General features: G+C 55.5%; 11 protein-coding genes. 4 read left to right on the top strand and 7 right to left on the bottom strand.

The annotated features are described in order from the left end of the window. Positions 1–52: 52 nt before the first annotated feature. The 3 genes from rpmA to EYR88_RS03565 all read right to left on the bottom strand — a co-directional run bounded on the left by rpmA (position 53) and on the right by EYR88_RS03565 (position 3,766). Positions 53–307 carry a 50S ribosomal protein L27 gene (gene rpmA, locus EYR88_RS03555; protein WP_022875303.1) on the bottom strand — a complete coding sequence of 85 codons (255 nt, stop codon included), beginning with the start codon at positions 305–307 and terminating at the stop codon, positions 53–55. Positions 308–355: 48 nt separating this feature from the next. After that, positions 356–664, bottom strand: coding sequence for a 50S ribosomal protein L21 (gene rplU, locus EYR88_RS03560; RefSeq protein ID WP_013349163.1), 309 nt, complete (start codon positions 662–664; stop codon positions 356–358). Positions 665–892: 228 nt separating this feature from the next. Further along, entirely contained in the window at positions 893–3,766 is a 2,874-nt protein-coding gene (locus EYR88_RS03565) for an Rne/Rng family ribonuclease (RefSeq protein WP_131089773.1), read from the bottom strand. Positions 3,767–4,368: 602 nt separating this feature from the next. On the opposite strand from EYR88_RS03565, the gene EYR88_RS03570 reads away from it, so the two are divergent. The 4 genes from EYR88_RS03570 to EYR88_RS15985 all read left to right on the top strand — a co-directional run bounded on the left by EYR88_RS03570 (position 4,369) and on the right by EYR88_RS15985 (position 7,790). After that, positions 4,369–4,992, top strand: coding sequence for a vitamin K epoxide reductase family protein (locus EYR88_RS03570; protein WP_131088352.1), 624 nt, complete (start codon positions 4,369–4,371; stop codon positions 4,990–4,992). Positions 4,993–5,183: 191 nt separating this feature from the next. After that, positions 5,184–5,768: a GNAT family protein gene (locus tag EYR88_RS03575; protein WP_131088353.1), complete on the top strand. Its 585-nt coding sequence runs from the start codon at positions 5,184–5,186 to the stop codon at positions 5,766–5,768. Between the two features lie 265 nt (positions 5,769–6,033). Beyond that, complete coding sequence (locus EYR88_RS03580; protein WP_131088354.1) at positions 6,034–7,317, top strand: AI-2E family transporter; 1,284 nt, start codon at positions 6,034–6,036, stop codon at positions 7,315–7,317. 305 nt (positions 7,318–7,622) lie between these two features. Next, positions 7,623–7,790 (top strand): hypothetical protein, encoded by a 168-nt coding sequence (locus EYR88_RS15985; protein WP_165477267.1) that lies wholly within the window; start codon positions 7,623–7,625, stop codon positions 7,788–7,790. 62 nt (positions 7,791–7,852) lie between these two features. On the opposite strand, the gene ndk is transcribed toward EYR88_RS15985, so the two are convergent. The 4 genes from ndk to ileS are packed head-to-tail and all read right to left on the bottom strand — an operon-like array spanning position 7,853 to position 13,355. Next, on the bottom strand, positions 7,853–8,269 hold the full coding sequence (gene ndk / locus EYR88_RS03585) for a nucleoside-diphosphate kinase (RefSeq protein WP_131088355.1): 417 nt from the start codon (positions 8,267–8,269) through the stop codon (positions 7,853–7,855). A gap of 39 nt (positions 8,270–8,308) precedes the next feature. Further along, complete coding sequence (locus EYR88_RS03590) at positions 8,309–8,743, bottom strand: DUF4233 domain-containing protein (protein WP_131088356.1); 435 nt, start codon at positions 8,741–8,743, stop codon at positions 8,309–8,311. After that, complete coding sequence (locus tag EYR88_RS03595) at positions 8,743–10,038, bottom strand: folylpolyglutamate synthase/dihydrofolate synthase family protein (RefSeq protein WP_131089774.1); 1,296 nt, start codon at positions 10,036–10,038, stop codon at positions 8,743–8,745. Before EYR88_RS03595 ends, EYR88_RS03590 begins: the two co-directional genes overlap by 1 nt. Before the next feature lie 56 nt (positions 10,039–10,094). Further along, complete coding sequence (gene ileS, locus EYR88_RS03600) at positions 10,095–13,355, bottom strand: isoleucine--tRNA ligase (RefSeq protein WP_131088357.1); 3,261 nt, start codon at positions 13,353–13,355, stop codon at positions 10,095–10,097. Positions 13,356–13,700: the final 345 nt, after the last annotated feature.

Genomic DNA, 13,700 nt, shown 5'->3' on the forward strand with positions numbered 1-13,700 from the left:
ACCGAATAACGGCCCACCCCTTGTGTACTAAAAAATTTGCCTGTTGCCTAAATTAGGCTGCGGCAACAATGTTCACCACGCGGCGACCACGACGGGTGCCGAACTCGACTGCGCCAGCAGCCAGGGCGAACAGGGTGTCATCCTTGCCACGGCCTACGCCGGCGCCTGGGTGGAAGTGGGTGCCACGCTGACGAACGATGATTTCGCCAGCCTTGACTTCCTGACCACCAAAGCGCTTTACGCCTAGGTACTGTGCGTTGGAATCGCGACCGTTGCGAGTGGAACTCGCACCTTTCTTATGTGCCATGCCTTTTAGCCTCTTTCGCTACAAAAATGGATATTACGATCGGCCCAATTAGGCGATCGAGGTGACCTTGACCTTGGTCAGAGCGGCACGGAAGCCCTGGCGCTTCTTGTAACCGGTCTTGTTCTTGTACTTCTGGATTACGATCTTCTCGCCGCGAAGGTTTTCTACAACCTCAGCGGTGACCGTGACCTTAGCCAAATCAGCAGCTGCGGAAGTAACCTTCTCGCCATCTACCAACAGCAAAGCTGGAAGCTCGATGGAGCTGCCTGGGGCAGCCTGAAGACGGTCAACGGTGATGAGGTCTCCAACGGAAACCTTCTCCTGGTGGCCGCCTGCGCGGACAATTGCGTACACCACGTGGGTACTCACTTCTACTCGACGTTTATTGTCTTACCGGCGCAGATATCGACCCGAACACCCAATAAAGGATGCGAATCCCGGGGATCTCATGCGCTTGTGCCTTGACGCCGAGCGGACGGAAAGTCCGTGATCTTGGCGTTTAGCACCGATCAACTAGATTACGCTAGTCCACACCACTGGGGCAAATACAAAGTGCCCCAGCGGGGGAAGCGTGACCAAGTTCATCTATTTCAGCTCGCGTACCGGAACACCCACTCCGAGCATTACCGGTTGCCCGGCAGGCTCAGATGGCTTTTCTTTGTGCGAACTGGAGACATCCATTTGAACTACCGAACCGGTAGCTTCGGATACCTCAGCCACGAGAACTTCTGCACTCGCGTCGCCTTGAGCCGAGGTGGCTCGACGACTGCGTCGCTTCGGTTTCGTGGAACTCTGTGGGGCTACCGCGCTAACGGTGGCCGTTGATTCAGCAGGGGTGCTGATCTCAGAGGCGATAGGGGCGTTTGCTGCCGGCATGGCCAGACCGGTCAATACCGGCTGGTCCTGCTGCGACTGCGCTGCTCCTGCGCCCTGTGGTCGTGAAGCACGGCGTGAGCGCTTGCGAGGCTGCGTGGCAGCCTTTGGCTCCTGATGAACTTCAACCGCTACCGACTGTACCTCTTCGGTGCTCGATTCAGCTTCATCAACCTTAGCGTCCTGCGTCTCATTCTCCGACTGGGAACGGTTACGTCCCCGTGAGCGTGAACGACGACGTGGCTTGCGCCCGCCCTCATTATCCTCATCGGACTCGCCCTTGCCCGGTAGGGCCGCTTCGAGAGCTTCAAGGGTGACCGAGATGTCGCCGTCAGGCTGCACGCTGGTCTTGATCACAGGAATCTGCTCACCTTCGATGTTCACCGCATTTTCAGCGTGTACTTCGAGGTGCGAGGCAGCAGCGATGCTTGCCAACGCGTTACGCGCGGCTTCATCCTTCTCACCGTCTACGGTGCTCTCCTGCTTTGCAGCTGGCTTGGTCTCGTCCTTCTCGCCACCACGACGGCGACGGGAATTACGAGCAGGCTTTTCATTAAACTTTTTTACCTGAACTTCGCCGGCCGAGTTGAAGGTGCGACGCGACTCAACTGGTTCTTCGTGAGTGATCACACCAGCGCCAGCACAATGCTCGCACTCTTCACCGAAGACTTCCAGCAATCCGGTGCCCATACGCTTACGCGTCATCTGGACCAGACCCAAGGAGGTCACCTCGGCTACCTGGTGCTTGGTGCGATCTCGACCCAAGCACTCAACAAGACGACGCAAGACAAGATCGCGGTTGGACTCAAGGACCATATCGATGAAGTCGATAACGATGATGCCACCGATGTCACGCAAACGCAGCTGGCGAACAACTTCTTCGGCTGCTTCCAAGTTGTTCTTGGTCACAGTCTCTTCAAGGTTGCCACCGGAGCCGGTGAACTTACCGGTGTTCACGTCAACGACGGTCATCGCTTCGGTGCGGTCAATAACCAGCGAACCACCCGAAGGCAGGTAGACCTTGCGGTCCAGCGCCTTGGCAATCTGCTCATCAACACGGTAGTTAGCGAAGATATCCTCGTCGGATTCCCACTTTTCCAAGCGTCCCATCAGATCTGGTGCTACGTACATGACGTAGGCCTCGATGGTGTCCCAAGCGTGCTCGCCGGAGACGATCAGCTTGGTGAAGTCTTCGTTGAAGACATCGCGGACTACCTTGATGGTCAGATCTGGTTCGGAGTACAGAAGCTCCGGAGCCAGGGTCTTGGTCGAGTTGGCCTGCTCTTCGATACCTTCCCACTGCGCACGCAGACGGTTAATATCGTTGGTCAGCTCCTCTTCGGAGGCACCTTCAGCGGCGGTACGTACGATGACGCCGGCGTTTTCTGGCAGGTGATCCTTCAAAATCTTCTTCAGGCGCTGGCGCTCAACATCTGGCAGTTTGCGCGAGATGCCGGTCATGGAACCACCTGGTACGTAGACCAAGTAGCGTCCTGGCAAGGAAATCTGGCTGGTCAGGCGTGCACCCTTGTGACCCACTGGATCCTTGGTGACCTGAACGAGTACCGAGTCTCCGGCCTTCAGCGCGTTTTCGATGCGACGTGGCTGACCTTCAAGGGCAGCGATATCCCAGTTAACCTCACCGGCGTACAGCACAGCGTTACGGCCGCGTCCGATATCCACGAAAGCTGCTTCCATGGATGGCAAGACGTTCTGCACCTTGCCAACATAAACGTTGCCGATCAGCGAATCCTGCTGAGTTTTGGAAACGAAGTGCTCTGCAAGCACACCGTCTTCCAGGACACCGATCTGAATGCGGTCCTCGCGCTGGCGAACGATCATCTTGCGTTCTACCGACTCGCGACGTGCCAAGAACTCTGCCTCGGTAATTACCTGACGGCGACGGCCGGTCTCGCGGGATTCACGGCGACGCTGACGCTTTGCCTCAAGACGCGTTGAACCGCGCACCGAGGTTACTTGGTCGCTGGCTGCGCCGTGGCTCTCCACACTGGCACGTGGGGCACGAACTCGGGTGACCGTGTTGGGTGGATCATCTTGTGAGCCACCTTCAAGTTCCAAGTCCACATCTCCGCGACGGCGGCGGCGGCGACGACGTGAAGTTACGTCATCGGCCTCAGCATCGGAGTCCAGCGCTTCACGGCGGGCTGGTTCATGCTTCTTAGCCACGGCCTGAGCCAGAACTGCCTGAGCGGTTTCCGGAACAGCAAATGGGTTAAGGATCATGGAGCTGCCGTGTTCAGCAAGTAGCTGACCGGTGTGGTCTTCTACTACTGGAGCCGGAGCATCAGCCACTGCAGTTTCTTCAGTCTGCGCAGTCTCGGCAGTTTCTGCAGGTGCAACAACAGCGCTAGCTAGTTCTTGCTGATCCGCAGTTTCTTGCCGGGTGGCTGCTTGCTCGACTGCTTCGTCGCTGGCAGCGTGGCGTGCAACCTGAGCTTTACGCTCAGCCTGACGGTTGGCCCGCTTGGTTGAATCAGGGGTTGAGACCTGGGTGCGGCGAGTCGCTCGCCAGCGGTATGGGCTTTCTTCAACGCCAGCTGCGGCGTTGAGTTCTGCCAAGGTCATTGCACGACGCAGTGGTCGCGCTGGTGTGGTTGAAACGCTGGTTCGACGGGCACGTGTTGAACGATTGCCTCGCTTGTTACCTTGCGCCCCGCCCTTTCGTTGATTTGCTGCGCTCATTAGATTCGCGTACTCCTACTTTGTCCCGCTTAGGCATCCTCCACAGACGGCGCCACCGCTGAAACTACAGTCATCACGTGTCTCTTGGCCGACTAGTTACTATCGGTCAGACACAAAAGCTCGCTATTTTCCGCAAGATTGCCACTAGCTCTGAAATAGAACTGGACGCAATTCCTGCGGATCAACGTGGCCTATGAAAACCGGCTGCTTTCCTTTGCAGCCCTACGATCCGCGGTATTCCCTCGGGAGGCGCACGTATTGGGCACTCAACCGAAGCGATGCATCGCCAGGCGATCTGTTGTTTCAAAAGTCTGTCGTCGGGTTGAAAGCAGACTGTGGATCCGCGAGCAACCATCACTATTCTCTCATATATAGTTCACACCGCGTTCACCGCTTCTCATCAGTTCCACAGAATTGCTCCTTAAGATGAAAAGGCTCAAAGCGGAAACTCCCGCTTTCCTACAAATTTATGGAATAGTCGAAACATGGTTTCATCACTAGAAAAGAGCCAAAACCCGGGCGTGTTGCCTTGGTGGGCTAGAGAACGCGGTTTCGGGCTGCTCTTGGTAATTACCGGATTCATCTCATGGCTAGCTGCCGGAATCTTGGTATTAGAGCGCTTGGAGCTGTACAAGAACCCGGATTACGTCACCAGCTGCGACATCAATCCATGGATTTCTTGTGGCACTGTGATGCGATCTGCGCAAGCCGGAATCTTCGGCTTCCCCAACCCATTCTTCGGTATTGTCTGCTTCGCTATTGTACTCACTATTGGTGCCGTACTACTGGCGGGTGCAACAAACTTCAAACGCTGGTTCTGGATCTGCTTCCAAGTAGGCGTAACTGCAGCTACGGGTCTGGTCATTTGGTTCTGGTCCCAGGCTCTTTATGAAATCAATGCCCTGTGCCCTTACTGCATGATTGTGTGGGTCATGGTGATTCCACTCTTTGTCTTCACTACAGCGCGCAACGTAGTCACCGGCGTTATTCCGGCAGGTGCAGCGGTCAAGCGATTCTTCACCGAGTGGAGCTGGATCATTACCGCAGTTCTGTGGATCCTAGTTGCCGCTTCCATCGTCTTGCGCTTCCCTAACGCGTTCTTCGGCTAATCCGCCTTTAGCCATCTCGAATAGTCTTGGCCAGCCGGGTCGTTGCCTTAGCAACGACCCGGCTGGCTTTTAACTGCCTTGTTGATTTGGTGGTGTTGAGTTCAGTGACATAACTCAACTACGCATGTGCAGGACTTCGCGCTCCGCGATTTTTTCAAATTCTCCACAGCAAAGACCGGTAGATTAGGTACATGGCAAGTGACAAATGGAACACAGAGAATGCCCAAAATTATGGAATCGATCTACTGATTTCAGACCAATTGCGATTGCGTGAGCTACAAGAGGATGATCTCGCTTTCCTCACCCAATGGTGGAACAGTCCAGAATTCATGGCTCTCCAAGGAAGCCTCGTACTCCCCCACCCGGTCAATGAAGCTGCCACACTTTTCAAGTCACGAAGCCTGAACCGGGGCACCACCGACGGCGTTGGCCTGTCGATCACGCTTCCCGATGACACGCTAATTGGCCACACCGCACTGTATGACTACAACGCTCCAGCACGATCCGCTGAGCTGATGATCATGATCGGTGGGTCTAACGTAGGTCAGGGTTACGGAACTTTGGCAACAAAGATGATCATTGATTACGGCTTCCGCGAGATGGGTCTTAACCGGATCGGCCTGAACGTCTGGGCATACAACGAGAGAGCCTTACGCACTTTTGTTCGCACCGGTTTCCACGAGGAAGGCCGAATCCGCCAGGCAGGATTCCACGATGGCTCGTTCCACGACAAGATAGTCATGGGGCTACTGGCCGAGGAATACTTCAAGGCCTAAAAGTCACAGCCTATAGGTTTCATCAGGTGATCAGCCCGCATTGGGACGGTCACCTGACTGCCTTAACTACGTACTGTCCGCTAACCCCGGATTCCAGCGCACGGTTACCCCGCACGGATAATCAATCGACAGCCTTCAGTACCTTATTTTTCGGCTAAAACCTAGGCTGAATATGATTCAGCCTGCCCTGAGGTGTCGGCCTAGGTGCTCGTCAACTCGTTGGCCTATTGTTAGAACTACTTAGTACAAGCTACGAGGAGCAACAATGGCTTTTTTCGGCAAGGGCAAAGCCCAAGCGCCAAAGAAGAAGCAAACAAATCCAGCAAAAGCAGCATCCGGAGCCCAGCAACTAGTCACCAAAGATACCGAGCCTGACTTTACTGTCAGTGGACTTTGGAGTGATCTCTTAGGACGACTAGGTATTCGCAGTGCCCAGCTACTCATCGTCGGTACACTTGCCGCCTTCCTTATTGTGGGCATGCTGCGCCTGACAATGATCGTGATCCCAACTTTGTTGGCCGTGATCATCTCTTGTGCACTTTGGCCTCTCGTAGTGAAACTGCGCAAGACCTTTTCGCCATTACTTTCGGCCTGGATTGTTTTCCTTGGGACCTTCCTGGTTCTCGGTGGCATCGGAACCGGGCTAGTCTTCTCTGTCATTAACGAATGGCCAAAGTTGGTAGATAAGGCCGTACAGGGTTTCAACCAGCTCAACGATATGGTTCAAGGCTTGGTTGGCAATCTGCCAATCACAATTGATCAGACCCAAATTGATGAAGCGGTAAAGACTGTCACTGGCTTCATGACCAGTTCGCAGTTCGGCACGGGCGCATTAAATACGCTTAGTGCTGCCGGCAGCTTCTTGACTGGGCTAGTTCTACTTTTGGTGATCCTCTTCTTCTTCCTGAAGGACGGAGATCGTATCTGGGCATTCGCCGTTTCATGGACTCCTGATCACTACCGCAACAAGTGGATCCAGTCCGGTGACCGCGCCTTGCGCACCTTCGGCGGGTACATTCGAGGCACCGCAACGGTTGCTGCCGTTGACGCCATTGGTATCACCGCGACCTTGCTGATTGTCCGTGTACCGCTGGCAATCCCGCTAGGTGTCATCGTCTTCCTCGGTTCATTTGTTCCGATGGTCGGTGCCACTGTGGCCGGCATTCTTGCCACCTTGATCGCGTTGGTGACCAATGGACCGGTAGTCGCTTTGATCGTCTTGGCTGCGGTAGTCGTGGTGAACCAGCTGGAAGGTAACTTCCTACAGCCGGTTGTCATGGCCAGCGCACTGAACCTGCATCCACTAGTCGTACTGCTCGCATTGACCGGCGGCACCGTGCTGGCTGGAATTATCGGTGCGGTACTAGCTGTTCCCCTGGTAGCTGCAGCGTGGGCTGTGATCAAGGTTTGGACAGGGCGAGACAAATCCAATCCGGTTGCTGCGGCCAGCGCCGATATCCAAACGGAAGCTGAGATCGAGGAAGAGGATGCAGCGTTGGCTAAGGCCGATCGCGCTGAAGACACCTCGTCCGAAGAGGCCAAAGGGTAGCCGTTTTTGTTGACAAGCTCTCCGGAAGATCATCCCTGAAAAATCAGGGAAATCTTCCGGAGAGCTTTTCTTTACCCTGATCTTGACTGGGTCGATTTGTTACGCAAAACGTCAACTAATCACGCTGATAGTCATTTTCTTCCCTGAGTATCGTTGTCACGAGACTAGGCTTTGTGTTTAATGTGACTTATGTGAGGTAGGCTTTCCATCCCAGGATGCTTCACTTAAACCACGGTATTGCAGTTCCTGATCCAGATTCAGTCAGCTTCGGGATAACGCGGCAAGAGCCACTGGAAGGATTGTGCATGTTGAATTTTGAGAACGGGAATACAGATGATGACTTCCCGCATCTAGCCGACTCCTTGGCCGAGCATCATCAGGTCGTGATGATTGGAATACCTGAGGAGCAACAGTTAGATCAAGGCGGCAGCACTGCCCCTCCAAGCGTTGAGAGCCTCGACGATTGGCTCTAGAAATTCGCCAAGGCAAAAAATCCCGGCAGATCATCGATCTGCCGGGATTTCTCATGTTCAGCTTACTTGCCGAACCAGATACCAATTTCGCGTTCTGCTGACTCAACGGAGTCCGAACCGTGCACGAGGTTCTGCTGAACCTTCAGGCCCCAGTCGCGGCCGAAGTCGCCACGGATGGTGCCAGGTGCTGCGGCGGTTGGATCGGTGGTGCCAGCTAGCGAACGGAAGCCAGGAATTACGCCCTGTCCTTCAGCAACGATGGCTACAACAGGACCGGAGAGCATGAACTCAACCAGTGGCTCGTAGAATGGCTTGCCTTCGTGCTCTGCGTAGTGCTCGGCCAAAAGCTCGCGAGTAGCTTCCAGCTGCTGCAGCTTCACAATGGTGTAGCCCTTGGCTTCAATGCGGGCAAGGATCTGTCCGGTCAGGGCGCGCTTGACGCCATCTGGCTTGACCAAGATCAGTGTACGTTCAGTCATTTGACTACCTCTTCGTATCGTTGATGTATTTCTAGGTTATTAGGCTTGTTCGGGGTGCGCTTGGTCCCAAGCTTCTTGGGCTGCGGCGCGACGTCGATTCTCAGCGTCAATTTCTTCACCCTTGGATAGGGCGTACCACCAGCACAAGGCGAAGGCCGCGGCGAGGTAGAACATATCGACCAAGATAAATCCGCTGAGGAAAAAGACCAACTGCAAGACCCATCCGATGATGAATCCGATCTTCTTTCCGAGTAACGCACAGTTAAGAATGCACAGTAACGCGATGACGGCGCCAAGGCCGAGCACCACAGCAGGTTCTCCCCCACGCTTGAGACCAAATGCAGCCAAGGTGACAAATACTGCCAGCAGGGCTTCACAGACCAACACGGTGGAAGCAAACATCGTTTTTGTAGAACGTTGCTTCTTTTTCATACCAGGACGCCACTCGCGCTGTGCACGGGTGAGTTTGGCCATTACGATTCACTTCCCTTGAGCAACAATGAAATCTCGCCCACCAGTGTAATCGAACCGGTGACCAAGACGCCGCCGCCGAGATCTTCTCCAGCTTCAGCGCGACCCACCGACCATTCCACGGCATCTTCAAGATCTTCAGTGACGTGGATGTCTTCTTCAGGCCATCCAGCGTTCATGGCTAGGGTGGCCAGCTCACCGGCTGGGATGGCACGAGGCGAGGAAGACTGGGTGATGCAAAGGTCCTCAACCATATCGCCGTACTCTTCACGCATGGTGTAGAGCATTGCTTCTGCGTCCTTTTCCTGCAGGATGCCAACCATGAGTACCAGTCGGGTGAACCCGTATGATTCCTTGATTGCATCTGCAGAAACGCGAATTCCCTCAGGATTGTGTCCAGCATCTACCAAGATGCTTGGTGCGCTACGTACCAATTCAAGGCGACCCGGACTGGAGGTCGCGGCAAAGCCTTGACGCACTAGATCCGCGTTCAGCTCGCGCTGGCCTCCCCCAAGGAACGCCTCAACAGCAGCAAGGGCCACGGTTGCGTTCTGTGCCTGGTGGGCACCAAGCAGTGGCAGGAAGATCTCATCGTAACGAGCAGCCTGTCCCTGAATGGAAATTAGCTGTCCACCCACACCAGACTTACGCTCCAAAAGCTTGAAGTCCAAGCTGTCAAAAGCTGCAGGAACTTCCAGCTCACGCGCACGGGCAAGCAATACGTCAGCGGCATCGGTAGGCTGCACCGAAGAAACTAGGTATCCGCCTGGCTTGAGGATCCCCACCTTCTCTTCAGCAATCAGCTCGGTGGTGTCCCCCAGCAGGTCGGTGTGATCCAGCGAGATAGGGGTGAAAACCGAGACATCGCCATCGGCAACATTGGTGGCATCGGTGATGCCGCCCAATCCAACCTCTAGCACCACAACGTCCACTGGTACCTCAGCAAAGATGGCAAAGGCCAAGATGGTGACCGCTTCAAAGTAGGTCAGCTTGTTTTCGCCGCGCTCGACAAGCTCAGCATCAACAAGTTCGATGAAGGGCAAGATCTCGTCCCAGACGCGAACGAAAGTTTCATCATCAACAGGATCCCCGTCAATGCTGATTCGCTCGGTGACGGAAATTAGGTGCGGCGAGGAATACCGCCCGGTGCGCAGGTCATGGGCACCGAGCAGTGACTCGATCATGCGTGCAGTCGAGGTTTTGCCGTTGGTACCGGTGATGTGAATGACCGGGCAAGACTTGTTTGGTTCGCCCAGGAACTCCATGGCACGGAACATCGGATCCATCCGAGGTTCCATCTTGTTTTCTGGAGCACGGGCCAGCAACTGGCCGTAAACCCGATTTAGTTCGCTCACTAGTTAGCCTCTGCTGTGGTGGTGTCGAGCTTCTGTACGCTTACGCTTTCAGCCTTGGCGTTTTCATCAACACGCAATTCAAGCTGCGCGGTGAGAGTTTCACCGGAGATCAATTCGCGGTTAGCTTCTAGCGCTGCGATGGTGGCCGCGTTAGCAGTGATCACCGTCTGGATGCGATCCGAAACCTGCAGGTCTGCATCCTTACGGGCAGACTGGATGGAACGAACCATGTCACGTGCGGTGCCTTCAGCAGCCAGCGCCTCGGTCACCTCGGTGTCCAATACCAAGAAGCCGCCGTCGATCACTGCGGCAGCGATATCGCCTTCTGCATCTACGACGGTATCCAAGGTGTATTCACCTTCAACAAGTTCCAGACCGCCAGCGGTCACCACGCCATCGGTCACTGACCAGTCACCGGACTTGGCGCCCTTGATGGCCTGCTGCACATTCTTGCCCAAGCGTGGACCGGCGGCACGAGCGTTGACTACCAGCTGCTGGCTGATGCCGTAGCTAGCTGCGTCGACACCTTCAGCGTCGATCAAGGTCACGGCTTTCAGGTTCAGTTCATCCTTGATGATCGAAGCGTAGGTACCGTCCAAACGTGCAGCACCAGCCAATACGATCTTCAGTTCTGCCAGTGGCAAACGCACACGCAGGTTTTTAGCCTTACGTAGTGAGGAGCCTACCGAGCAGATCCTGCGAGTGGTTTCCATGGTTTCCAGCGAGCTGGCATCCGTTGGGAACTCGTTGGCATCTGGCCAATCGGTCAAGTGCACCGAACGCTGACCGGTCAGTCCGCGGTAGATCTCTTCGCTGGCCAGAGGCAGCAGCGAAGCGGTGACCTTCACCAAGGTTTCCAGTGCGGTGTACAGGGTGTCGAAGGCCTGGGTATCTTCATCGAAGAAACGCTGGCGGCTTCGGCGTACGTACCAGTTGGTCAAGGTATCCATGTACTGGCGTACAGCTTCGGTGGCGTCAGAGACTTCGTAAGTGTCCAGAGCAACAGTGACATCACGAACGAGCTGGCCGGTCGCGGCGAGCATGTACTGATCCAGCGGGTCGGTGGAGCTGGTTGAGCGCTTAGCCTCGTAGCCGGCCCCGTTGTTCGCGGAGTTGGTGTAGAGGTTGAAGAAGTGCCAAACATTCCACAGTGGCAGCAGTACCTGACGCACGCCATCACGGATGCCCTGTTCGGTGACAACGAGGTTGCCGCCGCGCAGGATTGGGCTAGCCATCAGGAACCAGCGCATCGCATCGGAGCCATCGCGGTCTAGGACCTCGTTAACATCCGGGTAGTTGCGCAAGGACTTGGACATCTTTTGACCGTCTGAGCCCAACACGATGCCGTGGGAGATCACGTTGGTGTAGGCAGGGCGGTCAAAGAGCGCGGTGGAAAGCACGTGCATGGTGTAGAACCAGCCACGGGTCTGACCGATGTACTCAACGATGAAGTCAGCCGGGTGGTGTCCGGAATCAAACCAGTCTTGGTTGTTGAATGGGTAGTGAACCTGGGCGTATGGCATCGAACCGGAATCGAACCAGACATCCAGTACGTCTTCTACGCGCACCAGGGTGCCGCCTTCGGCGCAGCCTTCGTGAGCCTTGGTCAGCTCATCGATGAATGGGCGGTGTAGATCTGGCTGTCCTTCGTGGTTCAGTGGCAGGCGACCGAAGAAGTTCTTCAGTTCATCCAATGAGCCAAAGACTTCGCGGTGGGTGCATTCTGCTCCCGTGCATTCCCACACTGGGATAGGTGAACCCCAGTAGCGGTTGCGCGAGATGGACCAGTCGCGAGCGTTTTCCAGCCACTTGCCAAACTGGCCGTGCTTCACGTTGCCTGGGATCCAGTTGATCTGCTCGTTCAGCTCGACCATGCGGTCCTTGAACTTGGAGACCTCAACATACCAGGAAGAGATCGCACGGTAGATCAGCGGGGTACGGCAACGCCAGCAGTGTGGGTAGGAGTGCTCGTAGGAGGCCTGCTTGATCAGCTTGGCTTCATCCTTAAGCACGTTGGTGATGGTCTTGTTGGCGTCAAAGACCTGCACACCAACGATGTCAGCCAGCGGGCCGCCGGCAAAGACGGAGAGGAACTTGGCCCCTTCATCTACCGAGATGATGACAGGGATGCCGTTTTCTTCACAGACTTTCTGGTCATCTTCACCGTAGGCCGGAGCCTGGTGAACGATGCCGGTACCGTCAGCTACGGTGACGTAGTCGGCGGTGACAATCTGCCATGCGTTTTGTGTGCCGTACTTTTCGGTGTCGGTGTAGGTATCCCACAGTGGCTGGTAACGTACGCCAGCAAGATCAGCACCAGCAAAGGTGGCGGTGATCGCAGCGGCAGCTTCCTTGGCATCCTCATAGCCCAGGTCCTTGGCGTAGGAGCCCAAAAGGTCCTTGGCCAGCAGGAATGGGCCCGCGGCGGCTGAAGCCTTAACTCCAGCTTCGCCTGCTGGAACGACAACATACTCGATCGATGGGTGCACTGCCAGTGCGGCGTTGGTTGGCAGGGTCCACGGGGTGGTCGTCCAGGCCAGTGCCTGCACACCAGCAAGAGCATTGGAGGCTTCGGTTTCGCCGGCAAGGATGGTGAAACCAACGGTGACGGTCTGGTCCTGACGGTTCTTGTAAACGTCGTCGTCCATACGCAACTCGTGGTTGGACAGTGGGGTTTCGTCCTTCCAGCAGTACGGGAGCACGCGGAAGCCCTGATAGGTCAAGCCCTTGTCCGAGAGCTGCTTGAAAGCCCAGATAACCGACTCCATGAACTCAACGTTCAGGGTCTTGTAGTCGTTCTCAAAATCTACCCAGCGAGCCTGGCGGTTGACGTACTGCTTCCACTCGTCGGCGTACTTCATCACCGAGGTGCGGCAGGCATCGTTGAACTTATCGATGCCCATGGCTTCGATCTGCTTCTTGTCCGTCATGCCCAGCTGCTTCATGGCTTCCAGCTCGGCTGGCAGGCCGTGGGTATCCCAACCGAAGCGACGCTCAACGCGCTTGCCCCGCTGGGTCTGGTAGCGAGCTACAAGGTCTTTGACGTAGCCGGTAAGCAGGTGGCCGTAGTGTGGCAGACCATTGGCGAACGGAGGGCCATCGTAGAAGACGAATTCTTCACCCTCACGCTGATCAATGGAGGCCTGGAAAGTGTCGTCGTTCTTCCAGTATTCGAGGACGCGCTTCTCAAGTTCTGGGAATCGCGGTGAAGCCGGGGTCGAACCGGTTGGGTCAGTGGTGACCTTCGGGTAAAAGCTCATCGAATGGGCCATCCTTCAAGCGTAGGGTCGATAATTCCTTGCCTACGAGGACGGCAGAAATGCCGCGGTACCACCCCGCTTATTCCTCACCTACTGGTGAAGAACCACTTGTCATCAGCTATGACGGGCTGGTCCCGTTCGGTTCTACTAGGTGGTGCTGGCAAGCCAGTACCGCCGTTCTTCCGAAGGCTCCCCGGTGATAGCCGGATCAATACCTGAGTAGTTCTATCCTACCGTGTCATTGTTGTGGTGAAAATTCCCCTGATCACCATGGCGTGAAGTGAGTTAAGGCTCACAACCAATAGCTAGTAAAACCCATTGCGCCACTTCCTACATTTTCAGAAT

Source organism: Arthrobacter sp. S41 (genome assembly GCF_004320535.1).
GTDB lineage: Bacteria > Actinomycetota > Actinomycetes > Actinomycetales > Micrococcaceae > Glutamicibacter.

Bases quoted from the DNA above. Each gene is read 5' to 3' on its own strand.
- EYR88_RS03590 (WP_131088356.1), bottom strand. From the start codon at position 8,743: ATGGCCAAACTCACCCGTGCACAGCGCGAGTGGCGTCCTGGTATGAAA.
- EYR88_RS15985 (WP_165477267.1), top strand. From the start codon at position 7,623: ATGTTGAATTTTGAGAACGGGAATACAGATGATGACTTCCCGCATCTA.
- EYR88_RS03570 (WP_131088352.1), top strand. From the start codon at position 4,369: ATGGTTTCATCACTAGAAAAGAGCCAAAACCCGGGCGTGTTGCCTTGG.
- EYR88_RS03580 (WP_131088354.1), top strand. From the start codon at position 6,034: ATGGCTTTTTTCGGCAAGGGCAAAGCCCAAGCGCCAAAGAAGAAGCAA.
- EYR88_RS03595 (WP_131089774.1), bottom strand. From the start codon at position 10,038: ATGGAACCTCGGATGGATCCGATGTTCCGTGCCATGGAGTTCCTGGGC.
- ndk (WP_131088355.1), bottom strand. From the start codon at position 8,269: ATGACTGAACGTACACTGATCTTGGTCAAGCCAGATGGCGTCAAGCGC.
- ileS (WP_131088357.1), bottom strand. From the start codon at position 13,355: ATGAGCTTTTACCCGAAGGTCACCACTGACCCAACCGGTTCGACCCCG.
- EYR88_RS03575 (WP_131088353.1), top strand. From the start codon at position 5,184: ATGGCAAGTGACAAATGGAACACAGAGAATGCCCAAAATTATGGAATC.
- EYR88_RS03565 (WP_131089773.1), bottom strand. From the start codon at position 3,766: ATGACCTTGGCAGAACTCAACGCCGCAGCTGGCGTTGAAGAAAGCCCA.
- rpmA (WP_022875303.1), bottom strand. From the start codon at position 307: ATGGCACATAAGAAAGGTGCGAGTTCCACTCGCAACGGTCGCGATTCC.